27 protein-coding genes are annotated in these 26,454 nt (G+C 53.9%); 7 read left to right on the top strand and 20 right to left on the bottom strand.

Going from position 1 to position 26,454, the window contains the following annotated elements; translation table 11 throughout:
* Positions 1 to 12: 12 nt before the first annotated feature.
* The 18 genes from rplE to rpsL form a co-directional block, all read right to left on the bottom strand.
* On the bottom strand, positions 13 to 570 hold the full coding sequence (gene rplE / locus ABKW30_RS16415; RefSeq protein WP_115055386.1) for a 50S ribosomal protein L5: 558 nt from the start codon (positions 568 to 570) through the stop codon (positions 13 to 15).
* Positions 563 to 874: a 50S ribosomal protein L24 gene (gene rplX, locus ABKW30_RS16410; protein ID WP_008124927.1), complete on the bottom strand. Its 312-nt coding sequence runs from the start codon at positions 872 to 874 to the stop codon at positions 563 to 565. The genes rplE and rplX overlap by 8 nt, the downstream gene beginning before the upstream one ends.
* 10 nt (positions 875 to 884) lie before the next feature.
* Positions 885 to 1,253 (bottom strand): 50S ribosomal protein L14, encoded by a 369-nt coding sequence (gene rplN / locus ABKW30_RS16405; RefSeq protein ID WP_008124924.1) that lies wholly within the window; start codon positions 1,251 to 1,253, stop codon positions 885 to 887.
* Between the two features lie 83 nt (positions 1,254 to 1,336).
* Positions 1,337 to 1,579, bottom strand: coding sequence for a 30S ribosomal protein S17 (rpsQ, locus tag ABKW30_RS16400; protein ID WP_008124922.1), 243 nt, complete (start codon positions 1,577 to 1,579; stop codon positions 1,337 to 1,339).
* An 11-nt stretch (positions 1,580 to 1,590) separates the two neighbouring features.
* On the bottom strand, positions 1,591 to 1,791 hold the full coding sequence (rpmC, locus tag ABKW30_RS16395; protein WP_008124920.1) for a 50S ribosomal protein L29: 201 nt from the start codon (positions 1,789 to 1,791) through the stop codon (positions 1,591 to 1,593).
* Positions 1,792 to 1,803: 12 nt separating this feature from the next.
* A complete protein-coding gene (gene rplP, locus ABKW30_RS16390) occupies positions 1,804 to 2,217 on the bottom strand; it encodes a 50S ribosomal protein L16 (RefSeq protein ID WP_008124918.1) in 414 nt (137 codons plus the stop codon).
* Between the two features lie 41 nt (positions 2,218 to 2,258).
* A complete protein-coding gene (gene rpsC / locus ABKW30_RS16385) occupies positions 2,259 to 2,969 on the bottom strand; it encodes a 30S ribosomal protein S3 (RefSeq protein ID WP_348599985.1) in 711 nt (236 codons plus the stop codon).
* A complete protein-coding gene (gene rplV / locus ABKW30_RS16380) occupies positions 2,969 to 3,358 on the bottom strand; it encodes a 50S ribosomal protein L22 (protein WP_008124914.1) in 390 nt (129 codons plus the stop codon). The genes rpsC and rplV overlap by 1 nt, the downstream gene beginning before the upstream one ends.
* A 2-nt stretch (positions 3,359 to 3,360) precedes the next feature.
* On the bottom strand, positions 3,361 to 3,639 hold the full coding sequence (rpsS, locus tag ABKW30_RS16375; protein ID WP_008124912.1) for a 30S ribosomal protein S19: 279 nt from the start codon (positions 3,637 to 3,639) through the stop codon (positions 3,361 to 3,363).
* Positions 3,640 to 3,654: 15 nt separating this feature from the next.
* Positions 3,655 to 4,488, bottom strand: a complete 834-nt coding sequence (rplB, locus tag ABKW30_RS16370) for a 50S ribosomal protein L2 (RefSeq protein WP_008124910.1) — start codon at positions 4,486 to 4,488, stop codon at positions 3,655 to 3,657.
* Positions 4,489 to 4,508: 20 nt separating this feature from the next.
* Positions 4,509 to 4,802, bottom strand: coding sequence for a 50S ribosomal protein L23 (locus ABKW30_RS16365; RefSeq protein ID WP_008124907.1), 294 nt, complete (start codon positions 4,800 to 4,802; stop codon positions 4,509 to 4,511).
* Entirely contained in the window at positions 4,799 to 5,419 is a 621-nt protein-coding gene (rplD, locus tag ABKW30_RS16360; protein WP_115055395.1) for a 50S ribosomal protein L4, read from the bottom strand. Before rplD ends, ABKW30_RS16365 begins: the two co-directional genes overlap by 4 nt.
* Complete coding sequence (rplC, locus tag ABKW30_RS16355) at positions 5,419 to 6,168, bottom strand: 50S ribosomal protein L3 (protein WP_008124903.1); 750 nt, start codon at positions 6,166 to 6,168, stop codon at positions 5,419 to 5,421. The genes rplD and rplC overlap by 1 nt, the downstream gene beginning before the upstream one ends.
* A gap of 25 nt (positions 6,169 to 6,193) precedes the next feature.
* Positions 6,194 to 6,502 carry a 30S ribosomal protein S10 gene (rpsJ, locus tag ABKW30_RS16350; RefSeq protein WP_008124902.1) on the bottom strand — a complete coding sequence of 103 codons (309 nt, stop codon included), beginning with the start codon at positions 6,500 to 6,502 and terminating at the stop codon, positions 6,194 to 6,196.
* A gap of 63 nt (positions 6,503 to 6,565) precedes the next feature.
* Positions 6,566 to 7,741 (bottom strand): elongation factor Tu, encoded by a 1,176-nt coding sequence (gene tuf, locus ABKW30_RS16345; RefSeq protein WP_348599973.1) that lies wholly within the window; start codon positions 7,739 to 7,741, stop codon positions 6,566 to 6,568.
* Positions 7,742 to 7,806: 65 nt separating this feature from the next.
* Positions 7,807 to 9,894, bottom strand: coding sequence for an elongation factor G (fusA, locus tag ABKW30_RS16340; RefSeq protein ID WP_348599984.1), 2,088 nt, complete (start codon positions 9,892 to 9,894; stop codon positions 7,807 to 7,809).
* Between the two features lie 33 nt (positions 9,895 to 9,927).
* Positions 9,928 to 10,398 carry a 30S ribosomal protein S7 gene (gene rpsG / locus ABKW30_RS16335; protein ID WP_008121762.1) on the bottom strand — a complete coding sequence of 157 codons (471 nt, stop codon included), beginning with the start codon at positions 10,396 to 10,398 and terminating at the stop codon, positions 9,928 to 9,930.
* 60 nt (positions 10,399 to 10,458) lie between these two features.
* The gene (gene rpsL, locus ABKW30_RS16330) at positions 10,459 to 10,830 is read right to left on the bottom strand and encodes a 30S ribosomal protein S12 (RefSeq protein WP_008121760.1); all 372 of its coding nucleotides are present in this window, start codon (positions 10,828 to 10,830) and stop codon (positions 10,459 to 10,461) included.
* A gap of 502 nt (positions 10,831 to 11,332) precedes the next feature.
* Here rpsL and ABKW30_RS16325 point away from each other — a divergent pair.
* The 7 genes from ABKW30_RS16325 to ABKW30_RS16295 all read left to right on the top strand — a co-directional run bounded on the left by ABKW30_RS16325 (position 11,333) and on the right by ABKW30_RS16295 (position 17,486).
* Complete coding sequence (locus ABKW30_RS16325) at positions 11,333 to 11,614, top strand: hypothetical protein (protein WP_348599983.1); 282 nt, start codon at positions 11,333 to 11,335, stop codon at positions 11,612 to 11,614.
* Between the two features lie 164 nt (positions 11,615 to 11,778).
* Complete coding sequence (gene tssI, locus ABKW30_RS16320) at positions 11,779 to 14,151, top strand: type VI secretion system tip protein TssI/VgrG (protein WP_348599982.1); 2,373 nt, start codon at positions 11,779 to 11,781, stop codon at positions 14,149 to 14,151.
* 8 nt (positions 14,152 to 14,159) lie between these two features.
* Entirely contained in the window at positions 14,160 to 15,104 is a 945-nt protein-coding gene (locus ABKW30_RS16315) for a DUF4123 domain-containing protein (RefSeq protein WP_348599981.1), read from the top strand.
* Positions 15,104 to 15,769 carry a NucA/NucB deoxyribonuclease domain-containing protein gene (locus tag ABKW30_RS16310; RefSeq protein ID WP_348599980.1) on the top strand — a complete coding sequence of 222 codons (666 nt, stop codon included), beginning with the start codon at positions 15,104 to 15,106 and terminating at the stop codon, positions 15,767 to 15,769. Before ABKW30_RS16315 ends, ABKW30_RS16310 begins: the two co-directional genes overlap by 1 nt.
* Positions 15,770 to 15,772: 3 nt before the next feature.
* The gene (gene comJ, locus ABKW30_RS16305) at positions 15,773 to 16,255 is read left to right on the top strand and encodes a competence protein ComJ (protein WP_348599979.1); all 483 of its coding nucleotides are present in this window, start codon (positions 15,773 to 15,775) and stop codon (positions 16,253 to 16,255) included.
* A 95-nt stretch (positions 16,256 to 16,350) separates the two neighbouring features.
* Positions 16,351 to 16,911 (top strand): GNAT family N-acetyltransferase, encoded by a 561-nt coding sequence (locus tag ABKW30_RS16300; RefSeq protein ID WP_348599978.1) that lies wholly within the window; start codon positions 16,351 to 16,353, stop codon positions 16,909 to 16,911.
* A 272-nt stretch (positions 16,912 to 17,183) separates the two neighbouring features.
* Positions 17,184 to 17,486, top strand: coding sequence for a PAAR domain-containing protein (locus tag ABKW30_RS16295; RefSeq protein ID WP_348599977.1), 303 nt, complete (start codon positions 17,184 to 17,186; stop codon positions 17,484 to 17,486).
* 344 nt (positions 17,487 to 17,830) lie between these two features.
* On the opposite strand, the gene rpoC is transcribed toward ABKW30_RS16295, so the two are convergent.
* Both rpoC and rpoB read right to left on the bottom strand, forming a co-directional pair.
* Positions 17,831 to 22,039, bottom strand: a complete 4,209-nt coding sequence (rpoC, locus tag ABKW30_RS16290) for a DNA-directed RNA polymerase subunit beta' (protein WP_348599976.1) — start codon at positions 22,037 to 22,039, stop codon at positions 17,831 to 17,833.
* Between the two features lie 143 nt (positions 22,040 to 22,182).
* A complete protein-coding gene (gene rpoB, locus ABKW30_RS16285; protein ID WP_348599975.1) occupies positions 22,183 to 26,337 on the bottom strand; it encodes a DNA-directed RNA polymerase subunit beta in 4,155 nt (1,384 codons plus the stop codon).
* Positions 26,338 to 26,454 lie beyond the last annotated feature (117 nt).

Genomic DNA, 26,454 nt, shown 5'->3' with positions numbered 1-26,454 from the left:
CTACGCTTGCCGTTACTGGCGGAAAGGGAAGTTGAAGGCGCGCAGAAGAGCGCGGGCTTCATCATCCGTTTTTGCAGTCGTGCAAACGATGATGTCCATGCCCCAGATCTGATCAACCTTATCGTAGTTGATTTCCGGGAACACAATGTGTTCCTTGATGCCCATGGCGAAGTTGCCACGACCGTCAAAGCTCTTTGGATTCAGGCCGCGGAAATCTCGAACGCGCGGTAGTGCGATCGTGATCAGACGGTCGATGAATTCGTACATGCGCTCTTTGCGAAGAGTTACCTTCGTTCCGATCGGCATATTCTCACGTACCTTGAAGGTAGCGATCGAATTGCGCGCACGGGTAATAACCGGCTTCTGGCCAGCAATCAATGCCAGATCTTCAGCTGCGACAGTTGGCTTCTTAGAGTCAGCTGTTGCTTCGCCTACACCCATGTTGAGAACAACCTTGGTGATGCGCGGGATCTGCATTTCGTTTTCGTATTTGAACTCTTCGAGAAGAGCTTTACGAACCACGTCGAAGTACTGTGTCTTCAGACGAGGTGTAATGTTTGCATCAGCCATCGATCAGATCTCCTGAACGCTTTGCTACACGTACCTTCTTGCCGTCTTCAAGAACCTTGAAACCAACGCGGGTTGGCTTTCCGTCCTTGTCAGCAATAGCGATGTTCGACAGATGGAGCGGCGCTTCTTTCGAAATGATGCCGGCTTCCTGGCTCTGTGTCTGCTTCTGGTGACGCTTTACAAGATTAACGCCGCGAACGAGCGCCTGCTCATCCTTCGGCAAAACTTTGATTACTTCGCCGGTACGGCCCTTGTCCTTACCAGCTAGAACGACAACGCGGTCGCCTTTACGGATCTTCTGCATCGTCTGCTCCTTACAAAACTTCTGGAGCCAGCGAGATGATCTTCATGTGGCTCTTTGCGCGAAGTTCGCGCGGAACCGGTCCGAAGATACGCGTGCCGATAGGCTCTTTCTTATTGTCGATCAAAACAGCAGCGTTCTTGTCGAAACGAATTACGCTACCATCTGCGCGACGGATGTCCTTGGCTGTGCGAACAACCACAGCTTTCATCACGTCACCCTTTTTAACGCGGCCGCGCGGAATTGCTTCCTTGATCGAAACGACAATAATGTCGCCGACCGAAGCATATTTCCGCTTCGAGCCGCCCAGCACCTTGATGCACATGACACGACGTGCGCCGGAATTATCCGCCACGTCGAGGTTTGTTTGCATCTGAATCATGACTAGCCGCCTTCTTCTTGTTCAACCGGACTGGACTTTCCTTGCCCCTCGCGATTGTGCGTACTTACATACAGATATTAATATTAGCTTGCCGGGGCGTCAGTTACGACAACCCAACACTTGTCTTTCGAAATTGGCTTGGATTCCTCGATGGAAACCAGGTCGCCAACCTTGAACTGGTTGCTCTCATCATGCGCCTTGTACTTCTTGGACTGGCGCACAGTCTTCTGGAGGAGCGGGTGCGAATAGCGCCGCTCGACCTTGACCACAATGGTCTTGTCGTTTTTGTCGCTCACGACAACGCCCTGCAGAATGCGTTTAGGCATGGTTTTCTTCCTTAAGCCTTGCTCTCGACCGCTTTTTGGCGGGCGACAGTTTTAATGCGCGCAATATCACGGCGGATCTGCCGAACGCGAGCGGTTTTTTCCAACTGGCCGGTTGCCTTCTGGAAGCGCAGGTTAAACTGCTCTTTCTTCAGCGAACCAAGTTCTTCATTCAACTGATCGAGGCTCAAGGCCCGGACTTCTGCGGATTTCATAACATCCACCCCTTATTCTGCGATGCGCTGAATAAAGCGCGTCTTGACCGAAAGTTTCGCCGCTCCGAGGCGAAGTGCCTCACGGGCGATTTCTTCCGAAACGCCGTCGAGCTCGAACATGATGCGGCCTGGTGCGACACGGGACGCCCAATAATCAACCGAACCTTTACCCTTACCCATGCGGACTTCGGTAGGCTTGGATGTTACCGGCACATCCGGGAAAATCCGGATCCACACGCGACCGGCACGTTTCATGTGACGGGTAATTGCACGGCGAGCGGCCTCGATCTCACGCGCTGTAACGCGGTTCGGCTCGAGGGCCTTCAGGCCGAAAGCACCAAAATTCAGATCCGTGCCGCCCTTCGACGCGCCGTGGATACGGCCCTTGAACTGCTTACGGAACTTTGTGCGCTTAGGCTGCAGCATTGTTCTCTACTCCAAAATTCTCGTTTCCGAAAGACGCTATTTTAAGCGTTTTCGCGGCGACGGCCTGAACCCTGATGGCTGGCATCACCTTCAACAGCACGGCGTTCCGAAGCCATTGGGTCATGCTCAAGGATTTCGCCCTTGAATACCCAGACCTTGACGCCGCAAATGCCATAGGCAGTCTGCGCTTCAGCAGTTCCGTAATCGATATCGGCACGAAGGGTATGCAGAGGCACGCGGCCTTCACGGTACCATTCCATACGCGCAATTTCCGCACCGCCAAGACGGCCCGAGCAATTGATACGAATGCCTTCTGCACCAAGACGCATTGCCGACTGAACGGCACGCTTCATGGCACGGCGGAAAGCGACGCGGCGTTCAAGCTGCTGCGCGATCGACTGGGCAACCAGTACAGCGTCTGTCTCTGGCTTGCGGACTTCGACGATATTGAGAGTTGTGTCCGCATTGGTCATTTCTGACAGTTTCTTGCGCAACTTCTCGATATCGGCGCCCTTCTTGCCGATGATCAGACCCGGACGGGCAGCGTGGATCGTAACGCGGCACTTCTTGTGCGGACGCTCGATAACTACCTTGGAAATGGCAGCCTGCTTCAGTTCGTCCATCAGATACTTGCGGATCTTCAGGTCTTCGTGCAGCAACTTGCCATATTCACCTGTGTTCGCATACCAACGCGAGTCCCAAGTGCGATTGATGCCCAGGCGGAAACCAATCGGATTAATCTTCTGGCCCATTATGCGGCCTCCCCTTTTTCCTCAGCTTCGCGAACAACGATCGTCAGATGCGAGAATGGCTTCTCGATCCGGCTTGCACGACCGCGACCACGAACGTGGAAACGCTTCATCACGATTGACTTGCCTACATAGGCTTCAGCAACAACCAGAGCATCAACATCCAAATCATGGTTGTTCTCTGCGTTGGCGATAGCTGATTCGAGAGTCTTTTTCACCGTTCCTGCAATCCGCTTGCGCGAAAATTCCAGATCGGCAAGAGCGGCATTAACCTTCTTGCCACGGATCAGAGCAGCCACCAGATTAAGCTTCTGAGGGCTGATGCGGAGCGTACGGGCAACGGCTTTCGCCTCGTTGTCCTTTAGCTGGCGCGGAGCCTTAGCCTTGCCCATCGTTATTTCCTCTTCGCTTTCTTGTCCGCGCCATGACCGTAATAGGTACGCGTCGGAGCGAATTCACCAAACTTGTGTCCGATCATCTCTTCGTTGACCGAAACCGGCACATGCTTGTTACCGTTGTACACACCGAAGGTCAGACCGACGAACTGTGGCAGGATCGTGGAGCGACGGCTCCAGATCTTGATAACTTCACTGCGACCGCCCTCACGTACCTTCTCAGCCTTCTTGAGAAGATAGCCATCGATGAACGGGCCTTTCCAAACTGAACGAGCCATTTCAGACTACCTCTCTTACTTCTTGCGCTGATGACGCGAACGAGCGATAAACTTGTCCGTCGACTTATTGGAGCGCGTCTTCTTGCCCTTCGTAGGCTTGCCCCACGGAGTAACCGGATGACGTCCACCTGACGTACGGCCTTCACCACCACCATGGGGGTGATCGACCGGGTTCATGGTAACACCACGATTGTGAGGCTTGCGACCGAGCCAACGGCTGCGACCTGCTTTACCAAGGTTGATGTTGCCGTGGTCGGGGTTCGATACTGCACCAACCGTTGCAAAGCAAGAACCATGTACAAGACGCTGTTCGCCCGAGTTCAGGCGAAGGATCGCCATTCCCTGGTCGCGGCCAACGAGCTGCGCATATGTACCTGCCGAACGGGCGATCTGACCGCCCTTGCCTGGCTTCATTTCCACATTGTGGATGATGGTGCCGACCGGCATTGCTGACAATGGCATTGCATTGCCTGGCTTCACGTCTGTCTGTGCGCCGGCAATAACACTGTCGCCAACTGCAAGACGCTGCGGAGCCAGGATGTAGCTCAGTTCGCCATCTTCGTAGCGGATAAGCGCGATGAACGCGGTCCGGTTCGGATCGTATTCAAGGCGTTCAACCTTGGCAGCCACATCATGCTTGCGGCGCTTGAAATCAACGAAGCGGTATGTGCGCTTGTGACCGCCACCCTGGAAACGCACGGTAATGCGACCAGTGTTGTTACGACCACCCTTCGACGACAGACCTTCGGTCAAAGCCTTGACAGGCTTGCCCTTGTAAAGCTCCGAACGGTCCACGATGACCAGCTGGCGCTGGCTTGGCGTGGTTGGATTATAATGTTTGAGTGCCATTGTCTTTACTCCACGGCCCCTCAGAGACCAGTCGAAATGTCGATTGACTGGCCTTCGGCCAATGTCACGACTGCTTTCTTGACATCACTCTGGCGTCCGACGATGCCGCGAAAACGCTTCACCTTGCCTTTGCGCACAGAAGTATTGACTGCAGTAACCTTCACGCGGAAAAGCGCTTCGACTGCGGCCTTGATTTCCGGCTTCGTCGCCTTCTTGGCTACATTGAAAACAACCTGGTTGTTTTCCGAAACCATGGTCGACTTTTCAGTGATAACCGGGCTGACGATCACGTCGTAGTGGCGAAGATCGGTCATTTGAAACGCTCCTCGAGTGCTTCAACTGCAGCTTTGGAAAGCACGAGCTTGCCGCGACGCAGAATGTCGTAAACATTGATGCCCTGAATTGGCAGGACGTCGATGTTCGGGATGTTCGAAGCTGCACGAGCGAAATTCGCATCGATTTCGGCACCGCCGATAAGGAGCGCATTCTGCAAGCCGAGCTTGGCGAACTGCGAAACAAGTGTCTTTGTCTTGGCTTCCGTCGCGAGCAGATCATCGATGATGATCAGATCGGATGCCTTGACCTTGGCGGACAGGGCATGACGAAGCGCAAGAGCGCGTACCTTCTTCGGCAGGTCATGAGCATGGCTGTGAACAACCGGGCCATGAGCCTTACCACCACCACGGAACTGCGGTGCACGGGCTGAATGGTGACGAGCGCGGCCCGTACCCTTCTGCTTGTACATCTTGGCGCCTGTCCGTGCGATTTCCGAACGGGTCTTTGCCTTGTGCGTGCCCTGCTGCTTGCGGGCAAGCTGATAGCGGACCATGCGCTGAAGGATGTCGTCGCGTGGCTCAAGACCAAAAATCTCTTCGGAGAGTTTCAGCTTGCCGGCGTCCGCGCCTTCAAGTGTTGTAATCGTGAGATCCATTATTCGGCCCCCTCAGTTGTCTGCGCTACTTCTGCATCAGACACAGCTGCTGCGGCGTTTGCGGCATCGTCAATCAATGCGCGAAGGCCAGCTGGCTTCGGAGCATTATCTGGAAGCGCTACCTTGACGGCATCACGTACCAGTATCCATGCACCCTTCGAACCAGGAACAGCACCACGAACCAGAATAAGGCCGCGATCCAGATCAGTCGAAACAACTTCGATGTTCTGGGTGGTGATACGGGTTGAACCCATATGACCGGCCATCTTCTTGCCCTTGAACACTTTACCCGGGTCCTGACGCTGACCGGTAGAACCGTGAGCGCGGTGAGTAACCGAGTTACCGTGTGTTGCGCGGTGACCGCCGAAGTTATGGCGCTTCATCGAACCGGCAAAACCCTTACCGATTGAAGTACCAGTCACATCGACCTTCTGGCCTGCAACATAATGTTCGGCGGTGATCTCGACGCCGACATCAAGAAGATTGTCAGCAGAGACGCGGAATTCCGCTACTTTCGCCTTTGGCTCGACCGAAGCTGTCGCGAAATGACCGCGCAAGCTCTTCGTCGTATTCTTTACCTTGGCCAGACCAACACCGAGCTGAACGGCAGTGTAGCCATTCTTCTCGACTGTACGCTGAGCCACAACCTGGCAGTTCTCCATGCGAAGAACTGTTACCGGCACATGCTCGCCAGCGTCGTTGTAGACGCGAGTCATACCCAGTTTCTGTGCAATTACACCTGAACGCATCGGTTCATCCTTCCGTCCTCAAGCCTTACAGCTTGATCTCGACATCAACACCAGCAGACAGATCGAGCTTCATCAGCGCGTCTACAGTTTGCGGGGTTGGGTCTACGATATCGAGAAGACGCTTATGTGTGCGCATCTCGAACTGCTCGCGGCTCTTCTTGTCGATGTGCGGCGAGCGGTTAACCGTGAACTTCTCGATCCGTGTAGGTAGCGGGATCGGTCCGCGCACATTGGCACCGGTACGCTTGGCAGTCGACACGATTTCCCGCGTCGAATCGTCAAGGATCCGATGATCAAACGCCTTGAGGCGAATGCGGATGTTTTGACCGTTCATTTCATCTTTTCCTTGTTTAGCGGAGACGCCCTATAACAGGCGTCTTCCGCATAAAACCTTAATTTACTCAATGATCGAAGCGACGATGCCTGCACCGACCGTGCGGCCACCTTCACGGATAGCGAAGCGCAGCTTCTCTTCCATGGCGATTGGCACGATCAGCGTCACATCAACCGAGATGTTGTCGCCAGGCATGACCATTTCCGTGCCTTCCGGCAAAGTCACTACGCCCGTCACGTCGGTCGTGCGGAAGTAGAACTGCGGACGGTAGTTGGAGAAGAATGGCGTATGACGGCCACCTTCGTCCTTCGTCAGGATATAGGCTTCTGCCTTGAACTTCGTGTGCGGCTTGACCGAACCTGGCTTGGCAAGGATCTGACCACGTTCAACGTCTTCACGGCCAACACCGCGAACCAGTGCACCGATGTTGTCGCCGGCCTGGCCCTGATCGAGCAGCTTGCGGAACATTTCAACGCCGGTAACCGTCGTCTTGGCGGTCGCCTTGATGCCGATGATTTCAACTTCTTCACCGACCTTGACAATCCCGCGCTCAACGCGGCCAGTCACAACCGTACCACGACCCGAGATCGAGAAAACGTCTTCGATCGGCATCAGGAATGGCTGGTCAATCGGACGCTCTGGCGTTGGGATGTACTTGTCAACTTCAGCCATCAGCGCGCGAACTGCGTCTTCGCCGATTTCCTTGTTGCTGTCTTCAAGCGCGGCCAAAGCAGAACCCTTGACGATCGGTACATCGTCGCCCGGGAAGTCGTACTTGGAAAGAAGCTCGCGAACCTCAAGTTCAACCAGTTCGAGCAACTCGGCATCGTCAACCTGATCAACCTTGTTCAGGAACACGACGATCGCAGGAACACCAACCTGACGGGCAAGCAGAATGTGCTCGCGGGTCTGGGGCATCGGGCCGTCAGCGGCCGAAACAACCAGGATCGCGCCGTCCATCTGCGCTGCGCCGGTGATCATGTTCTTCACATAATCGGCGTGGCCCGGGCAATCAACGTGGGCATAGTGACGTGCAGGCGTCTCATATTCAACGTGTGCCGTCGAAATGGTGATGCCGCGTGCCTTCTCTTCAGGTGCAGCGTCGATCTGGTCATACGCCTTGTACTCACCGAAATACTTCGTAATCGCTGCCGTCAACGACGTCTTGCCATGGTCAACGTGACCAATCGTGCCGATGTTTACGTGCGGCTTATTACGTTCAAACTTGCTCTTAGCCATCTGAGCTCTCCGTTATATGTTCGCCTGCTCAGGCTTAACTTCAACTGTCAAGCGCAACCTGTTGGTTACGCAAACTTCTTCTGAATTTCCTGCGCGACTGCTGCCGGGACAGGTTCGTAGTGGTCGAACTGCATGGTGTACTGTGCACGGCCCTGGCTCATCGAACGCAGGTTGCTCACATAACCAAACATGTTGGCCAGCGGGACGTTTGCATTGACGACAGTGGCAATACCACGCGCTTCGGTACCCGAAATCTGACCACGACGTGAATTCAGATCGCCAATCACGTCACCGACGTAATCTTCAGGCGTAACAACCTCGACCTTCATGATCGGCTCGAGCAGCTGGGCACCTGCCTTCTGCGCACCTTCGCGGAATGCAGCGCGAGCTGCGATTTCGAAGGCGAGAACCGAGGAGTCGACATCATGGTAGGCACCGTCGATCAGCGTGGCTTTCACGCCGAGCATCGGGAAGCCTGCGAGCGGACCCGCACCCATGACACTCTGGATGCCTTTTTCAACACCCGGGATGTATTCTTTAGGAACAGCACCACCGACAATCTTCGATTCAAAGATGAAATCATCACCTTCATGCGGCTCGAAGATAACCTTGATACGGGCAAACTGACCCGAACCGCCGGACTGCTTCTTATGCGTGTAGTCGATTTCAGCCTTGCGGGTGATCGATTCACGGTAGGCAACCTGAGGCTGACCAACATTCGCTTCAACCTTGAATTCGCGACGCATACGGTCAACGAGAATGTCGAGATGAAGCTCGCCCATGCCGGCGATGATTGTCTGACCTGATTCTTCATCCGACTTGACGCGGAATGAAGGATCTTCAGCAGCAAGACGATTGAGCGCGAGGCCCATCTTTTCCTGGTCGGCCTTGGTCTTTGGTTCGATCGAGATTTCGATGACCGGCTCAGGGAAGATCATGCGTTCAAGAATAACCGGCTTCAGAGGATCGCAAAGCGTATCGCCTGTTGTGGTTTCCTTGAGGCCTGCCAGAGCAACGATGTCGCCGGCAAACGCTTCTTCGATGTCTTCACGTGAATTCGAATGCATCTGCAACATACGGCCGATACGTTCGCGCTTTTCCTTGACTGTATTGTCAAGTGAAATGCCCTTGGTCAGCTTGCCGGAATAGATACGGCAGAATGTCAGCGAGCCAACGAATGGATCGTTCATGATCTTGAACGCGAGCATTGACAGTGGCTCTTCGTCGGACGACTTGCGAACTGTTTCCGCATCGGTCTTCGGATCGATGCCCTTGATCGCAGGAACGTCAACAGGCGAAGGCAGGAAGTCAACAACACCGTCGAGCAGAGGCTGAACGCCTTTGTTCTTGAATGCCGAACCGCAGAATACCGGATGGAAGTCAACGCGGCATGTACCGATACGGATCAGTTCACGCAGCTTGTCATTGTCTGGCATGTTGCCTTCGAGGTAAGCCTCGGTAGCAGCTTCGTCGACTTCAACAGCGGTTTCGATGAGCTTTTCGCGGAATTCTTCAGCACGATCCTTGAGATCAGCTGGAATTTCTACGACATCCCATTCAGCACCGAGCTGTTCGTCACGCCATACAAGCGCCTTCATCTCGATCAGATCGATAACGCCCTTGAACTCTGTCTCAGCGCCGATTGGCAGCTGCATGACGAGTGCCTTGGCACCAAGACGTGTCTTGACCATATCAACGCAGCGATAGAAATCGGCGCCGGTCTTGTCCATCTTGTTGACGAAGATCATACGTGGAACATGATATTTCTCAGCCTGACGCCATACGGTTTCAGTCTGCGGCTCTACACCGGCGTTGGCATCGAGCAATGCAATCGCACCGTCGAGAACGCGCAGCGAGCGCTCTACTTCAATCGTGAAGTCAACGTGGCCAGGAGTGTCGATGATGTTGAAGCGGCGCTTCTTGCCATCACGACCTGTCCAGTAAGTCGTGGTTGCAGCGGAAGTGATCGTGATACCACGCTCCTGCTCCTGCTCCATCCAATCCATCGTAGCGGCGCCGTCATGGACTTCACCGATTTTGTGCGACTTGCCGGTGTAATAAAGAATACGCTCGGTAGTCGTTGTCTTGCCGGCGTCGATGTGCGCCATGATACCGAAGTTACGGTAGTCTTCGATTTTATATTCGCGGGCCATGATCTGGTGCCTCTAAGAATAGGGTTTCGACGATTACCAGCGGTAATGCGAGAATGCGCGGTTGGCTTCTGCCATGCGATGCGTGTCTTCACGCTTCTTCACAGCTGAGCCGCGGTTGTTTGCAGCATCCAAAAGCTCACCGGAAAGGCGATCAACCATTGTCGTCTCGTTGCGGCCACGGGCTGCATTGATCAGCCAACGGATTGCAAGAGCCTGACGGCGCTCCGGACGAACATCGACCGGCACCTGGTAAGTCGCACCACCAACGCGGCGTGAACGTACTTCTACGTGCGGCGCTACATTGTCGAGAGCCTGATGGAACAGGGCAACCGGCTCCTGCTTGCTCTTGGCTTCGACTGACTCAAGCGCACCGTAAACGATACGTTCGGCAATCGACTTCTTGCCATGATGCATGACTGCATTCATGAACTTTGTCAGAACGAGATCACCGAACTTTGGATCCGGGTTGATCTCACGCTTTTCTGCACTATGGCGTCTGGACATATTCTTTGTCTCTTATCTGCATCGGGTTGACCTACCTGGTGGCCAAAGTCCCGGAAAATCTTACTTCGGACGCTTCGCACCGTACTTGGAACGGCGCTGCTTACGGTTCTTGACGCCCTGTGTATCCAGAACACCACGGATGATGTGGTAACGAACACCCGGCAAATCCTTTACACGGCCGCCGCGGATCATCACGACAGAGTGCTCCTGAAGGTTGTGACCCTCACCCGGAATATATCCGATAACTTCGAAGCCGTTGGTCAAACGCACCTTGGCGACCTTACGGAGAGCCGAGTTCGGCTTCTTCGGTGTCGTCGTATAGACGCGAGTGCAAACGCCGCGCTTTTGCGGGTTTTCCTGCAATGCAGGGACTTTATTGCGCTTTACCGGCGCAGTGCGCGGCTTGCGGATCAACTGGTTTACGGTAGGCATTCAACCTTCCCTCTTTGTAATGCGTATCAAAGCGCTAGCGCTTCGGCACAAATCTCGTATCTTCGCCCGTCAGGGCCGTTTCAGCGCCATGCTCATGCACGAATTCGGGCAACTAAACCACCGCGAGGGTGGTTGCCCGAATAAAAGCAGAGGAAGCCAGTTAGGCCTCATGCGAGCGGCAAATTGCATTTCGTTCGTAAAACGAACCCTGTTTGAGATGAACTCCAGAGCGTGTCGCTCCGAAATGACCAATCTCACATCGGCTCAGATGGGCTGCTGATACTGGTGTTCCGGCCTTTCGTCAAGCCTGAACCCCAAATATTCTTGAAGCGCGCAGCATTTGCTGGCGCTTTTGCAGTCCGAAGACCGATAGTTTCGCCAGACAATCATTAATTCAAGTTAAATTTCGTTTTCTTCACAGGGATTCTCGGCGACTCGGGTGCCACACAGACCCGTTCTGTCTATTCTCCCCTCAGAAATCGAAGAATCGGGAATCAAACCAATGCCAACGGACAATCCGGAGCTAAAAATCGTTCATCTGGTCGTTGCGGACGTGTGGAAAGCCAAACAGGAAGAACCGCGTCAGGTTCACCTTCTTCTTATGAGGGATGATTCCGAGGGCCTTGTAGATTTCGCGCTGCAGATTCTCGCCAACGAAGGTTATGACGAAGCAGAACTGCTTGAAATCGGCACCCTGACAGAAGAACCAACTGAAGAACCCCACCTGTCCGCCTATAAGAATGCGCTGACTGGCCAGATCGCGATGATAGAGTTCAATGAATAATTGCCGCTTGTCATCAAATCTACAGTCAGCAAATTTATAAGGTGCATTACATCGGGATGGATAGGTTTGCATCCGGCCTGATACCGCAGGTTGCATTTGTACTATTCCCTGCGTAACATTTTCGTAGACCTCTAAATACAAAGTCGTAAATCTAAAGGCATAGTATGGAATATGAGTTCTTCGATGCAGGCTTGACGCAGGCTGATCGACTTTTGCGCATATCCACTCCGTTTGGAGAGGATATAATGCTGCCGGAGAAGATGATCGTTCACGAACAGATCAACGGCCTTTTTGAAATTGAAGTTGTCGTCAAATCCAAACGTACTGATATCAAGCCGGATGAAATCGTCGGCAAGATGGTTGATCTGTCGCTCGAGATCGCTATTGGCCAGCGCCGCCCATGGAACGGACTTGTCACGGAGCTGATGGAAGGGCCGCCTGTATCGCGTGGCTTGCGTACCTATCGATTGATCGTGCGCCCGCACCTTTGGTTGCTGTCCCAGCGCAGTGACCACAGAATCTGGATGGACCAAAGCTCTGTTCAAATTCTCGAAACACTACTGAAAGAACACGGGATCAAAGGTGCCGTTACAGGTGGCATCGTCACGCCCCCTGCTCCCGAACACTACAGCGTGCAATATGGTGAGACCGATTTGGCCTACCTGACCAGACGGCTTGAGGTTGACGGCATTTTCCTCTGGTTCGAACATGAGGAAGGCTCCCACACGCTGCATGTGGCAAGTCACCCGTTCGGTTACACGGAAGGCCCCGAAACCGATGTACGTCTGGCGGCTGGCTCATCGGATCGCAATCATATCACCAGCTTCCAGCGCAGCTATCAGTTCACTCCCGGCAAGCGTGCTACAGGCGACTGGAATTTTCAGAAGCCGACTGACGCGCAAGGGGCAGTTGCAAGTTCTCTGGTTTCGTTACCCGGCAATGCCGAATATGAATTGTTTGAATATCCGGCGAAAGCGCTGGATACGACTTCCAATGAACAGGCATCAAAGCTACGCATGCAGGCTGTGGAAGCTGACCATGAGAAGATCAATGGTGGCTCTTCAATTCGCACTCTTGCTGCCGGGCGCAAATTCAAGCCGTACGAAGTATCGCATGCGGATCATGCATTTGAAGAATATGTCATTACAGCAATAAGACATGTCATTGTCGATCACTCCTACGAAACCGTGGAAGGCGGCGAGCTTGAATACGAAAATTCATTCGTTGCTTTGCCGTCGCGCCTCCCCGCTACTCCGCACCGCTCTACCCCTCGCCCGCGCATCGATGGGTCCCAGGTTGCCATTGTTGCCGGACCAAAGGGCGAAGAAATCCACCCCAATGAATTTGGCCAGATCAAGGTGTGGTTTCCCTGGCAGCGCAAGCGCGCCAAGAAGGATGGTTCGGACACCTGCTGGATTCGCGTGATGCAGTCATGGGCGGGTGCCGGGTTCGGCGCGCAGATCATTCCTCGCATCGGCATGGAAGTCATGGTCACCTATCTCGAAGGTGACCCCGACCGGCCGGTCGTGACTGGCATCGTGCCAAATCCGAGCACGAAGGTTCCTTACGATCTGCCTGTTAACAAGACACGTACGGTCATCCGGTCAAACACACATAAGGGTAAAGGCTTTAACGAGCTGTCGTTTGAAGATGAGGCGGGGAAAGAAAACCAGTTCTTCCATGCCCAAAAGGATCAGACGACACGGGTTCTCAATAACCGGACAAAGCGTGTGGACGCCAATGAGGTCTCTTCTGTGGGTGCCAACCGGGCTGTTGAGGTCGCGGGACACCAGAAGCACGAGATTGGCGGCTCAATGAATATGGTGGTTGGCGGGACCGGCGGGAATGCACTCGCTCTCGTCTCGCAAATGGCTGGGCTAGCCGGACAGACTGCGGGACTGATGCAGCAGGCAGGACAAACAGCAGGCGGAGCCCCCAACCTTGTCAACTTCGCCATGTCGCTGGGCCAATCTGCACTCGGCTTTCTTTCGGCGACGGGGCTTGGGTCACGGGATGGCGTTGTCTCTGGACCAAGCCCACGCTCAGACCAGGGCACAGCCCTTGCGGCATCAGGTGATGGCATGGGTCAAGCCACCGGCGCCCTGTTCCAACTGCCCGGTATCATGAATACCATCGTCGGCAATTTCAAATCCGACACCATCGGCGTTGCCCGAGCCGAGCAGATAGGCGTGAGCAAGGTAACGAATATTGGATCAACCCACTTCACCCAGATTGGTAAAGAGCAAAACACCAAGGTCGGCGAAACAATCAAAGTCGAGGTTGGCAAGCTTTATAATATTGTTTCCGGCGAGAAATATCATGGCGAAGCCAAGACCTGGGAAATCTATGCTGATGACGAGATACGCCTTTCTACTCCCGGCGGATATATCACCCTCAACAAGAAGGGTATCAAGCTCTACGCACTTAAAATCGACATCGAAGGCAACGCGATCAACTTCAAAAAGGGCGGACCTGGCAAAGGTGCGTCATGCCTTAAGACGATGTCTCAATCCCAGACAACTTTTGTGCGTTCGTGAGGTCACTGATGGCAGAGCCTTTGTCCACCCCCCCCAATGCTGAAACCACTGCACGTACGTTTCGTGCCGTACTCGACAGATTGCCGAGGCCATTGTTTGCTGTGCTCGATGGCGGCCATTTTGACGATTTGGAAGATGAGTTGGCGGATGTCGGTATATCCAGCCGTTCGCTGTTCCTGAAAGGCGGTAATGAGGACATTCGTCGAGAAGGACCTTGGCTGGTTGCTCTGAACAATCGCAGAGCGTATGACCAAATAGAGGAATTGGCACTTGCAAAGCCGTGCGCCGTGTTCTGGTCTTGTCCTGAAGGCGAGCAGGCATTGTGGCAACACTTGAGAAGCATCAATGAGGTCCTGATACCTGACAACCGCATTCGGAATAATGACGGTCACTCAGGTAAGCCCATCAAATATGAACGAGTGCTGTTCCGGCACTGGGATTCCAACGTTCTCGCCCCTATCGTGCGATTGTTTGACGTCAGGCAGTTCGCTTATCTGTTCGGACCTGCGGAAACGATTTTCATGAATGCCGTCGACAATGGTGGGCTCACACGCGTGCCAAGGCCAGAGGGTCTTCCAACGGCCCCGCGTGGTACTCTGACTATCTACGCTGATCAGCTTGAAACTATTGAAGCCCGGCACGAGGCCTCTTACTGCCAACGGATGTCCAAGCATCTCAGAGATATGGCGCCGCACGAAACAGCGACCATGAGCGAGCAAGAGCTGAATGACCGAGTTTTGCGTTATGAGCAATCGGGTAACAAACTTGGGCTCACGCAAGAGCGATCGTTGAGTATCTGGGGATACATGATGCTCGCCAGTGGAGATCAGTTCGAGCATCAACCGAAAATCCGGGCATTCTTGCACTCGGGTCCGGGTACCCCTGACGAGAATGTCGAAACTCTACTCCATCAAATGAATCGACTTGCAAGTACAATTAACGAGGTTGGTTGATGCCTTTTCTCGGTTTGGGAGTTCCCGTTTTAGCGGGAGCGGGAGGCGGCGGCGCAGTCCTTGCGGGAACAGCGGCGACTACAACCGTTGTCGCTGGAACAGCGGCAACTGGCGCAACAATATCGACTGGAACCTTGCTGGCTGGTGCGGCAGTTGTCGGCACGGGCCTTATTTTAACCGGAGATACGCCTGTCAACTCTGTCGCAGCCGGAGCTCTCTCACCGACCCTGACGCCCGAACAGAGGGCAGAGCAGATGAGGAGAGCTCAGGAAATTGCAAAGGGGCTAGCAGCGACGGCGGCTGCCGCCTGTGCTACCGGACAATGCCCTTGTCACAAAACTGTAGTTGTCTCACAATCGGCTTACCCCGAAAGTGCAAATCATATCCTCGATGCGCAAGCGGCAGGTCAACCAATGACATTGACCATTGATAGAGGCGGCGCTACCGCTCGCCGACAGGCTTCAATAGGTAGATTTCCCCGTGAGCCCGGTAAACAGCCAGACGAGTATCCGCCAGCGATGTTTTTGGAAGGCGGTGCCGGAGCGAGTGTGCGTAATATCACAGCCAGTGATAATATGGGATCTGGCGCATCGATAGGTAATCAGCTGAGACCGGCAACGAGATATCCGGATGGGTGCAAGGCTACAATAGTAATAGGACCATAAACAATGACCGAACGTTTTCCTCTCACCATAAGCTATGCGCAGATCGCCGTGTTCGACCCCGATCTCGAGAACCCTTTTAACGACTGGAACGATCGTCAATATACGCAAGGGTTTTCCTGGCGCGAAGGTAGCGTTTCTTTTGCCGTACCAGACGGTGATACTGCTTTTGTCGAGGTGCTCACCGAAAATGAGAGAAGCGAGCTATCGGGGGAGCCCTCGCGCGTGATTTTAGTACCCTTTGAGATACCACAAAACCAAGTTGTCATCGCTTCGATCATGGACGAACGGCCCACGGTGCTCGGTGCTGGAAAATATCAGCTAACCTTTGAGTTGCTCGAGGGAGGCGTCCAAGGCGGCGAGACCTACGAAAAGCTTGTGAGGCTGACTTTCGTTAAAAGTGATGCGCCTGTGTTTGAAATCAAAGTCGCGGACGCGGAGATGAATGTTGATCTGCCCCTCGACAAGAATGCCGCTCCGGCGAAGTAAGCAGCAATGCCCGACGGGCCGGGACAGCTAATGGACACGAACTCTGCAGAGAGAATGTCTGAGGAAAATAACCTGTTTCGTTTGGTAGTGATTAAATGACACAAGATACACAAACTTCGATATTTTCCAGCCAAGGCGATCCGGACCGGATTGAAACCCATCGCCTTATTTTGCGCCAGCCAGTCTATTCCGATGCACCGGGGCTACATGCACTTTTATCGGATCCCGTTACCTGTCACTTCAGTCCATTTCGACCTTTCACTGATGCCGACACCCATTTTGCGATTGTTGAATGGCGTGAGGCTCGTGACCGAGGACTTCGTACTTTTGTGGGGGCAGACCGATCCGACCCAACTGTTCCCATCGGGTTCATCCAAGTTGGCCCCGACGAGGAGTTGGGTGGACTGATGTCACCCAAAAGAGCTGGTGATGGCCTTGCCACGGAGGCAATGCAGGTAGTTATCACAGCTTTGCAGCTTCGCAACGCCTGGACTATTATCGATGCAGAACACACGGCACTTATCCATACGCTTGGAAAGGTAAATATCAAGCAGCAGAGAATACTGTCCGCATATCGAATTCACCCGCAGATTTCGCTTGAGAAAAGAGATTGCGTGCTGCTCCGGCAGGAGGAAAATCATCAAGACGAAATCTGACGTCCAGTTAAATCGCTCAGAACGGTAAAGTCCGCAGAGATTATCGGACAAACCCGCATAACAGCACGAAATCTGGTAGCCATCAGAAAAGAACTGCAGAGTTTTAACGTGAGATACACTCGACCATTCAGCGAGATTCTATCTATATTGATTTTGGCATGGAGATTGAACACCCATTGGACGAGATGTTTCTCTCAAATACAGTCTATCCTGGTATGAAATCAAAATGAGAGTGAAACGAAGCTCTCGGAATTGAAGAATGAGGAAGTGAAATGCCTGCAATGCCTGTAACACTCAAAGGCCACATGCATACCTGCCCCATGGTTGATCCCGGCCCTCGCCCGCATGTTGGCGGACCGGTTGTTTCAACCGGACAGAGCTTTGTCAAAGTTAACGGCATTCCAATTGCAACGGTTACAGATAAATGCCTTTGCAGCGGCGTTCCGACAACAGCTGCAATTACTGGCGGCTCATCAGTCGCAAAAATCGATGGCAAGAAAATTGCCCGCGTCACTGACAGCTGTGAACATGGCGGCAAGCTGGTTCAAGGCGAAAGTTGGCTCACATTCGAATAGCATTTTCCTTTGGATGAATCCGTCGCTATCAACAGATTATATCCGGGCAATATTCATAATACCATAAATCGAATGATCCCATTTTCAGAAAATTAATTGCCGTCGCATACCCGCGCTTGAAAGACACCGATCATCGCGGCAGTTTCGCCATTCTCGATGAGAAATTTAGGCATTCATTCCACCATCTCGAGCATTTCGAGCTTATATGCAAGCAAAATGGACGATTTTTGCAGCAAATTCGCTATCTGAAGCTGCAATTTGGTTGCGGCTAGTTGAGCCAGCATAGAAAAGGCCGCCCGGGATTCTCCGGGGCGGCCTTTTTGATTTTGGTTCGGGTAACCAGCTTACTCGGCTGGCTGACCTGTCATGTCTGTCAGCATTGGGCCAGCTTTCGCGGCACTTGCTCCGGCTTCCTTGCGGCGCTCGTCGATAATCAACTCGTCGCGGGCTCCGGCAATGCGGCGGATCTGCTTGACCGTTCCGCCTGTACCTGCCGGGATCAAACGTCCAACGATGACGTTTTCCTTCAGGCCCTGCAGAGCATCCATCTTGCCGGCAACAGCAGCTTCCGTGAGGACGCGTGTTGTTTCCTGGAAGGATGCTGCCGAGATGAACGAAGGTGTCTGCAAAGATGCCTTGGTGATGCCGAGCAGCACCGGAGTACCATAGCCCGACTTCTTGCCATCTTCTTCAAGACGCTCGTTAATTTCGTCCAGCTCGATCCGATCAACATGATCGCCAGGAATAAAGCCTGTGTCACCGGATTCAGTGATTTCGACCTTCTGAAGCATCTGACGGACAATCACTTCGATGTGCTTGTCGTTGATCAAAACGCCCTGCAAACGATAGACTTCCTGGATTTCGTTGACGAGGTAGGAAGCCAAAGCTTCAACACCCTTGATCGCCAGAATGTCATGCGGTGCCGGGTTACCGTCGAGGATATAATCGCCCTTTTCGATAGCATCGCCATCCTGAAGATGGAAAGGCTTACCCTTGGGGATCAGATACTCAACTGGCTCGAGTGTCTCATCGTTCGGTTCGATAACGATGCGGCGCTTGTTCTTGTAATCGCGGCCAAAACGAACCGTACCATCGATTTCGGCGATGATCGCATGGTCCTTTGGACGACGTGCTTCGAACAGTTCCGCAACGCGTGGCAGACCACCCGTGATGTCCTTGGTCTTGGCGCTTTCCATCGGAATACGCGCAAGAACGTCACCGGCCTTAACGTGCGAGCCAGGCTCGACCGAAAGGATGGATTCCACTGACAGCTGGAAGCGAGCATCGCCGCCCTTTGCCAGTTTCAGGACCTTGCCGGCCTTGTCCTTGACCACGATGCATGGCTTCAGATCGGAACCGCGAGGAGTCGAACGCCAATCGATAACAACACGCTTGGTGATACCGGTGGACTCGTCCGTCGTTTCCGTAACAGAGAGACCGTCGACCATATCTTCAAATTCAACATGACCTTCGACTTCCGTCATGATTGGACGGGTGTATGGGTCCCACTCAGCCACACGCTGGCCGCGCTTAACCGTATCGCCATCATCAACATAGATGCGCGAACCATAGGTAACGCGGTGTGTCGCGCGTTCCTTGCCTGTTGCATCGAGAATGACAACTGCCATGTTGCGGCCCATGACGACCAGATGGCCGTCCGAGTTACGCACCACGTTGCGGTTGCGGATCTGCACTGTGCCTTCATAGCTGGCTTCGAGGAACGACTGATCGACGACCTGCGCTGTACCACCAAGGTGGAACGTACGCATGGTCAACTGCGTGCCCGGCTCACCAATCGACTGAGCGGCGATAACGCCGACAGCTTCACCCTGGTTGACCGGAGTACCACGGGCCAGATCGCGGCCGTAGCACTTGGCGCAGATGCCGCCACGGGTCTCACATGTGAGAGCCGAACGGATACGGATCGACTGAACGCCAGCCTTTTCGATGGCATCAATGTCGAACTCGTCGATGATATTGCCGCCAGTAACAAGCACATCGCCTGAAACCGGATGCAGGATATCTTCGAGTGCAGTACGTCCGAGAACGCGCTGACCAATTGTCGCAACAACCTGACCAGCATCAACGATAGGCTGCATGGTGAGGCCCGTTGTCGTGCCGCAATCAACCGAGATGACGATGCAATCCTGAGCGACGTCGACGAGACGGCGTGTCAGATAGCCGGAGTTGGCCGTCTTCAAGGCGGTATCGGCAAGTCCCTTACGGGCACCGTGGGTCGAGTTGAAGTACTCGTTAACGGTCAGGCCTTCCTTGAAGTTCGAAATGATCGGCGTTTCGATGATTTCGCCCGAAGGCTTGGCCATCAGACCGCGCATACCGCCCAACTGACGCATCTGGTTCGGAGAACCACGGGCGCCGGAGTGCGACATCATATAGATCGAGTTCATCTGCTTCTGACGGCCAGTAACAGGATCGAACTCGACAGCCTTAATGCGGGCCATCATTTCGTCAGCGACCTTCTCGGTGCACTTGCCCCAAGCATCGACAACCTTATTGTACTTCTCGCCCTGAGTAATCAGGCCGTCATTGTACTGCTGTTCGTATTCTGTCGCCAAAGCTTCGGTTTCAGCAACCAGCTTCGCCTTGGTTTCCGGAATGACCATGTCGTCCTTGCCGAACGAAATACCGGCGCGGCAAGCGTGGCCGAAGCCGAGCTGCATGATACGATCGCAGAAAATGACCGTCTCTTTCTGTCCGCAATGGCGATAAACCGTGTCGATCATCTTGGAGATGTTCTTCTTGGTCATTTCCTGATTGCAGATGTCGAAAGGCACGTTGTGGTGCTTCGGCAGAAGTTCACCGATGATCATGCGGCCAGGAGTCGTGTCGAAAATCTTCGACGTCGGCTTGCCATCAGCATCGATGCTCTTGAAGCGGCCCTTGATCTTCGTGTGAAGAGTAACAGAACCATTGCCGATAGCATGATGAAGTTCGCCCATATCGGCAAACGCCATGCCTTCGCCCGGCTCTTTAACCGCAACAATCGACAGATAGTACAGGCCGAGAACCATGTCCTGCGACGGAACGATAACCGGCAGACCGTTTGCTGGGTGCAGGATGTTGTTCGTCGACATCATGAGAACGCGGGCTTCAAGCTGCGCTTCCAGAGAAAGCGGAACGTGAACAGCCATCTGGTCACCGTCAAAGTCCGCGTTGAAAGCGGTACAAACGAGCGGATGCAGCTGGATAGCCTTGCCTTCGATCAGGGTGGGTTCGAATGCCTGAATACCAAGACGGTGCAACGTTGGAGCACGGTTCAACAGAACCGGATGCTCGCGGATGACCTCGTCGAGAATATCCCAGACTTCCGGCTTTTCCTTTTCAACCAGCTTCTTGGCCTGCTTGACGGTTGAGGAATAACCCTTTGCGTCCAGACGAGCGTAGATGAACGGCTTGAACAGTTCGAGCGCCATCTTCTTTGGCAGGCCGCACTGATGAAGCTTCAACTCAGGACCAGTCACGATAACCGAACGGCCGGAATAATCGACGCGCTTGCCGAGAAGATTCTGACGGAAGCGGCCCTGCTTGCCCTTGAGCATGTCGGACAGCGACTTCAGCGGACGCTTGTTAGCACCGGTGATGACACGGCCGCGACGGCCGTTATCGAACAACGCATCAACCGATTCCTGAAGCATGCGCTTCTCGTTGCGGATGATGATGCCAGGAGCGCGCAGTTCGATCAGGCGCTTCAGGCGGTTGTTACGGTTGATCACGCGACGATAAAGGTCGTTCAGATCGGACGTAGCAAAACGTCCGCCATCCAGTGGAACCAGAGGGCGCAGATCCGGAGGAATAACCGGAACGATCTTCATGATCATCCATTCCGGACGGTTACCCGATTCCAGGAAGTTTTCGACGATCTTCAGACGCTTCATCAGCTTCTTCTGCTTCAGATCGGACGTTGTTGTCGCTAGATCTTCACGCAGGTCGCCAGCAATCTTTTCCAGATCCATGGAAGCCAGAAGTTCATGAATAGCTTCTGCACCGATCAGCGCAGTGAAGGAGTCTTCACCGTACTCATCGACAGCAATCATGTATTCTTCTTCCGAAAGAAGCTGGTGCTCCTTCAGGGCAGTCAGGCCTGGCTCGGTCACAATGTAGTTCTCGAAATAGAGAACGCGCTCGATGCCCTTGAGGGTCATGTCGAGCAATGTGCCGATACGGCTTGGCAGGGACTTCAGGAACCAGATATGCGCAACTGGCGCAGCAAGTTCAATATGGCCCATGCGCTCACGGCGAACGCGTGACAGCGTGACTTCCACACCGCACTTTTCGCAGATGATGCCCTTGTATTTCATGCGCTTGTACTTGCCGCACAAGCATTCATAGTCCTTGATCGGCCCGAAGATCCGAGCACAGAAAAGACCATCCCGCTCCGGCTTAAACGTGCGGTAGTTGATCGTCTCCGGCTTCTTGATCTCACCGTATGACCAGGACAGAATCTTCTCAGGGCTGGCGATCGAAATCCTGATGGAATCGAATGCCTGAACAGGCGCCTGAGGATTGAAAAGATTCATGACCTCTTGGTTCATGCCGTTTCTCCATGGGGCAAAAAGTGCCCTCTCCTTGCGATGAATATCCGCCACCGCGGTCCATCTAGATCAAATGCCGCTTCTTCAGCGGCTCGAAACGAATGTCAGGGTGCACGAAATTTGCTCGTGCACCCTGACGTTTTTTACTCTGCAGCGTCAGGCAATGCCTGTTGCTGTTCCTGCTGGCGTGTATCGTCCAGCTCGACATTGAGGCCGAGCGAACGCATTTCCTTGACGAGAACGTTGAAGCTCTCCGGAATGCCTGCTTCGAACGTATCGTCGCCACGGACGATTGCTTCGTAGACCTTGGTACGACCGGCGACATCGTCGGACTTGACCGTAAGCATTTCCTGCAGCGTGTAAGCCGCACCGTATGCTTCCAGTGCCCAGACCTCCATTTCACCGAAGCGCTGACCGCCGAACTGAGCTTTACCGCCCAGTGGCTGCTGCGTAACGAGCGAGTAAGGTCCGATCGAACGGGCGTGGATCTTGTCATCAACCAGATGGTGCAGCTTCAGCATGTAGATGTAGCCGACAGTCACCTGACGATCAAAAGTTTCACCCGTACGTCCATCGTACAATGTCGACTGACCAGAAGACTTGAGGCCTGCCTGCTCCAGCATCACGTTGATGTCTGGTTCATGCGCACCATCAAATACCGGCGTAGCAATCGACACACCGCGCTTCATCTGCTCGCCAAGACGAACGATGCTCTCATCGTCGTAATTGCGAACCGGCTCGTTGCGGTCGTTGTCGGGAATGATCGACTCGATCGTTGCCCGAAGTGGAGCAATGTCACCCTGCTCGCCCAGTGCGTGCTGCGCCTTGTAGGCTTCGATCAGTTCCCCGATCTTCTTGCCCATTCCGGCGCAGGCCCAGCCCAAATGCGTCTCAAGGATCTGACCGACGTTCATTCGGCTTGGCACGCCAAGCGGATTGAGAACGATGTCAACATGCGTTCCATCTTCAAGGAACGGCATATCCTCAACAGCAGCGATACGCGAAACAACGCCCTTGTTGCCGTGACGGCCAGCCATCTTGTCGCCTGGCTGGATTTTGCGCTTCACAGCGACAAAGACCTTGACCATCTTCATGACGCCTGGAGGCATCTCATCGCCGCGCTGGACCTTCTCGACCTTGTCCATGAAGCGCTGTTCAAGCAACTTCTTAGAGTCATCGTACTGGTTGCGCAGAGCTTCGATTTCGCCCTGGATCTTTTCGTCTTCGACAGCAAACTGCCACCACTGGGAACGCGGGTATTCACCCATGACGTCCTGAGTAACGACTGTGCCCTTCTTGAAAGCCTTCGGTCCGGCAACAGCAGATTTGCCGTTGAGAACGTCAGCAAGACGGCCATAAACGTTGCGGTCCAGGATAGCCTGTTCGTCGTCGCGGTCCTTGGCCAAGCGTTCGATTTCCTCGCGCTCGATAGCCATGGCACGTTCGTCCTTTTCAACGCCGTGGCGATTGAAAACGCGAACTTCCACTACCGTACCGTAAGTCCCGGGCGGCATGCGCATTGAAGTATCACGAACGTCCGAAGCCTTTTCACCGAAGATGGCACGAAGAAGCTTTTCTTCCGGTGTCATCGGGCTTTCGCCCTTCGGTGTGATCTTGCCGACGAGGATATCGCCCGGCTGAACTTCAGCACCAATGTAAACAATGCCGGCTTCGTCCAGGTTCTTCAGGGCTTCTTCCGAAACGTTCGGAATGTCGCGCGTGATTTCTTCCGGTCCAAGCTTCGTGTCACGAGCCATGACTTCAAACTCCTCGATATGGATCGAGGTGAAGACGTCATCCGAAACGATCTTTTCAGACAGCAGGATAGAATCTTCGTAGTTGTAGCCATTCCAGGGCATGAACGCGACCAGCACGTTGCGGCCGAGAGCCAAATCGCCCAGATCCGTCGAAGGACCGTCGGCAATGATATCGCCCTTTTCGATCCGGTCGCCTACACGTACCAGCGGACGCTGATTGATGCAGGTGTTCTGGTTCGAACGCTGGAACTTCATCAGACGATAAATATCAACGCCTGACTTGCCCGGAACGAGATCTTCCGTTGCGCGGATAACGATACGGGTCGCGTCGACCTGATCGACGATACCTGTACGGCGTGCACCGATGGCAGCACCCGAGTCACGAGCAACAACCGGCTCCATACCTGTACCGACGAATGGCGCTTCAGCACGAACCAGAGGAACGGCCTGACGCTGCATGTTCGAGCCCATCAGAGCGCGGTTGGCGTCATCGTTTTCAAGGAACGGAATAAGCGCTGCGGCAACCGATACGAGCTGCTTTGGCGAAACGTCCATCAGATCCACGTTTTCACGTGGCGCCATCAGAACTTCACCCGCATGACGGCAGACAACGAATTCATCCGTGAACGCGCCGGAAGCATCCAGTTCCACATTGGCCTGCGCCACGTGATACTTGGCTTCTTCCATTGCCGACAGATAAACAACGTCGTCCGTTACCTTGCCGTCGATGATCTTGCGGTACGGGCTTTCAATGAAGCCATACTTGTTGACCCGGGCAAAGGTAGCGAGCGAGTTGATCAGACCGATATTCGGGCCTTCCGGCGTTTCAATCGGGCAGATACGGCCGTAATGCGTAGGATGAACGTCGCGGACTTCGAAGCCTGCACGTTCGCGGGTCAAACCGCCAGGTCCCAAAGCCGAAAGACGACGCTTGTGCGTAATCTCGGACAGCGGGTTGGTCTGATCCATGAACTGCGAAAGCTGCGAGGAACCGAAGAACTCACGAACCGCAGCAGCTGCTGGCTTCGCGTTGATCAGGTCCTGCGGCATTACAGTGTCGATTTCGATGGACGACATACGTTCCTTGATGGCGCGCTCCATGCGAAGCAGACCAACACGGTACTGGTTTTCCATCAATTCGCCGACCGAACGCACACGGCGGTTGCCGAGATTGTCGATGTCGTCGATTTCACCGCGACCATCGCGCAGATCAACCAGCATCTTGACGACTGCAAGAATGTCTTCCTTGCGCAGAATACGGACAGTATCTTCCGCATCCAGGTCAAGGCGCATGTTCATCTTGACGCGGCCAACAGCCGACAGATCATAACGTTCGCTGTCGAAGAAGAGCGATTTGAACATCGCTTCCGCCGAGTCGATTGTCGGTGGCTCACCCGGGCGCATGACACGGTAAATGTCGAACAATGCGTCCTGGCGGCTTTCGTTCTTGTCCACGGCAAGCGTGTTACGGATGTATGGTCCGATATTGACGTGGTCGATATCGAGTACATTGATTTCCGAAACGCCGGTGTCGAGCAGAACCTTGAGTGTCTTCTCGTCAAGCTCATCGCCTGCTTCGAGATAAACTTCACCGGTTTCCATGTTGACGATATCTTCAGCGAGATATGAGCCGAGCAGATCGTCTTCAGTCGCCTTGATGAACTTCAAGCCTTTTTCCGCAAGCTGCTTGGCGCTGCGTGCAGTCAGCTTCTTACCGGTTTCGAGGATAACCTCGCCGGTGTCAGCGTCGATAACGTCAGTGGTCGCCTTGAAGCCGCGGAAGCGGTCAACGGAGAATGGAATGCGCCAAGTATCGCCGTCACGGTTGAATGTGAGCGAGTTGTAGAATGTCGACAGGATCTCTTCAGGATCCATGCCAAGTGCCATCAACAGCGACGTTGCCGGGATCTTACGGCGGCGATCGATACGTGCGTACACCACGTCCTTGGCATCGAATTCGATATCGAGCCATGAGCCGCGATAAGGAATGACGCGTGCAGCAAACAGAAGCTTGCCGGACGAATGGGTTTTACCCTTGTCGTGATCGAAGAATACGCCCGGTGAACGGTGCATCTGCGAAACGATCACGCGCTCGGTGCCGTTTACAATGAACGTGCCGTTATCGGTCATGAGCGGCATATCGCCCATGTAAACGTCCTGTTCCTTGATGTCCTTGATCGACTTCGCGCCGGTATCTTCATCGATATCGAACACGATTAGGCGCAGCGTCACCTTGAGTGGCGCAGCGTATGTCAGATCGCGCTGACGGCATTCGTCAACGTCGAATTTTGGAGCTTCGAACTCGTACTTGACGAATTCGAGCATGGAAGCGCCAGAGAAATCCTGGATTGGGAAAACAGACTTGAATACAGCCTGCAAACCTTCGTCCAAACGTCCGCCCTTGGGCTCTTCCACCATCAGAAACTGATCGTAGGAAGCCTTTTGAACCTCAATGAGGTTCGGCATCTCTGCGACTTCCGGAATCTTACCGAAAAACTTGCGTACGCGCCTACGACCATTGAAAGAATGGGTCTGAGCCATCGTCGCTCCTCGTCTTTATGCCAGAAACTGGCCTGTTTCTTAAAACCGCGTATGCGGCCCCGTGAACGGGACAAAACCCGTTTCCTGAAAGCACCAAACTGCCATCAGGAAAAGGGT

The sequence above is a fragment of the Phyllobacterium sp. SB3 genome (assembly GCF_040009165.1).
Classification (GTDB): Bacteria; Pseudomonadota; Alphaproteobacteria; order Rhizobiales; family Rhizobiaceae; genus Phyllobacterium.
Note: the sequence above shows the minus strand (reverse complement) of the source record. Positions and strands in the feature narration are given on the sequence as shown.

What these genes read in the sequence shown, in the direction of transcription:
- rplE (WP_115055386.1), bottom strand. Translation starts at nt 570, where the DNA reads ATGGCTGATGCAAACATTACACCTCGTCTGAAGACACAGTACTTCGAC.
- rplX (WP_008124927.1), bottom strand. Translation starts at nt 874, where the DNA reads ATGCAGAAGATCCGTAAAGGCGACCGCGTTGTCGTTCTAGCTGGTAAG.
- rplN (WP_008124924.1), bottom strand. Translation starts at nt 1,253, where the DNA reads ATGATTCAGATGCAAACAAACCTCGACGTGGCGGATAATTCCGGCGCA.
- rpsQ (WP_008124922.1), bottom strand. Translation starts at nt 1,579, where the DNA reads ATGCCTAAACGCATTCTGCAGGGCGTTGTCGTGAGCGACAAAAACGAC.
- rpmC (WP_008124920.1), bottom strand. Translation starts at nt 1,791, where the DNA reads ATGAAATCCGCAGAAGTCCGGGCCTTGAGCCTCGATCAGTTGAATGAA.
- rplP (WP_008124918.1), bottom strand. Translation starts at nt 2,217, where the DNA reads ATGCTGCAGCCTAAGCGCACAAAGTTCCGTAAGCAGTTCAAGGGCCGT.
- rpsC (WP_348599985.1), bottom strand. Translation starts at nt 2,969, where the DNA reads ATGGGCCAGAAGATTAATCCGATTGGTTTCCGCCTGGGCATCAATCGC.
- rplV (WP_008124914.1), bottom strand. Translation starts at nt 3,358, where the DNA reads ATGGGCAAGGCTAAGGCTCCGCGCCAGCTAAAGGACAACGAGGCGAAA.
- rpsS (WP_008124912.1), bottom strand. Translation starts at nt 3,639, where the DNA reads ATGGCTCGTTCAGTTTGGAAAGGCCCGTTCATCGATGGCTATCTTCTC.
- rplB (WP_008124910.1), bottom strand. Translation starts at nt 4,488, where the DNA reads ATGGCACTCAAACATTATAATCCAACCACGCCAAGCCAGCGCCAGCTG.
- ABKW30_RS16365 (WP_008124907.1), bottom strand. Translation starts at nt 4,802, where the DNA reads ATGACCGATCTTCGCCACTACGACGTGATCGTCAGCCCGGTTATCACT.
- rplD (WP_115055395.1), bottom strand. Translation starts at nt 5,419, where the DNA reads ATGGATCTCACGATTACAACACTTGAAGGCGCGGACGCCGGCAAGCTG.
- rplC (WP_008124903.1), bottom strand. Translation starts at nt 6,168, where the DNA reads ATGCGTTCAGGTGTAATTGCACAGAAACTGGGTATGACTCGCGTCTAC.
- rpsJ (WP_008124902.1), bottom strand. Translation starts at nt 6,502, where the DNA reads ATGAACGGTCAAAACATCCGCATTCGCCTCAAGGCGTTTGATCATCGG.
- tuf (WP_348599973.1), bottom strand. Translation starts at nt 7,741, where the DNA reads ATGGCTAAGAGCAAGTTTGAACGTAATAAGCCGCACGTAAACATCGGC.
- fusA (WP_348599984.1), bottom strand. Translation starts at nt 9,894, where the DNA reads ATGGCCCGCGAATATAAAATCGAAGACTACCGTAACTTCGGTATCATG.
- rpsG (WP_008121762.1), bottom strand. Translation starts at nt 10,398, where the DNA reads ATGTCCAGACGCCATAGTGCAGAAAAGCGTGAGATCAACCCGGATCCA.
- rpsL (WP_008121760.1), bottom strand. Translation starts at nt 10,830, where the DNA reads ATGCCTACCGTAAACCAGTTGATCCGCAAGCCGCGCACTGCGCCGGTA.
- ABKW30_RS16325 (WP_348599983.1), top strand. Translation starts at nt 11,333, where the DNA reads ATGCCAACGGACAATCCGGAGCTAAAAATCGTTCATCTGGTCGTTGCG.
- tssI (WP_348599982.1), top strand. Translation starts at nt 11,779, where the DNA reads ATGGAATATGAGTTCTTCGATGCAGGCTTGACGCAGGCTGATCGACTT.
- ABKW30_RS16315 (WP_348599981.1), top strand. Translation starts at nt 14,160, where the DNA reads ATGGCAGAGCCTTTGTCCACCCCCCCCAATGCTGAAACCACTGCACGT.
- ABKW30_RS16310 (WP_348599980.1), top strand. Translation starts at nt 15,104, where the DNA reads ATGCCTTTTCTCGGTTTGGGAGTTCCCGTTTTAGCGGGAGCGGGAGGC.
- comJ (WP_348599979.1), top strand. Translation starts at nt 15,773, where the DNA reads ATGACCGAACGTTTTCCTCTCACCATAAGCTATGCGCAGATCGCCGTG.
- ABKW30_RS16300 (WP_348599978.1), top strand. Translation starts at nt 16,351, where the DNA reads ATGACACAAGATACACAAACTTCGATATTTTCCAGCCAAGGCGATCCG.
- ABKW30_RS16295 (WP_348599977.1), top strand. Translation starts at nt 17,184, where the DNA reads ATGCCTGCAATGCCTGTAACACTCAAAGGCCACATGCATACCTGCCCC.
- rpoC (WP_348599976.1), bottom strand. Translation starts at nt 22,039, where the DNA reads ATGAACCAAGAGGTCATGAATCTTTTCAATCCTCAGGCGCCTGTTCAG.
- rpoB (WP_348599975.1), bottom strand. Translation starts at nt 26,337, where the DNA reads ATGGCTCAGACCCATTCTTTCAATGGTCGTAGGCGCGTACGCAAGTTT.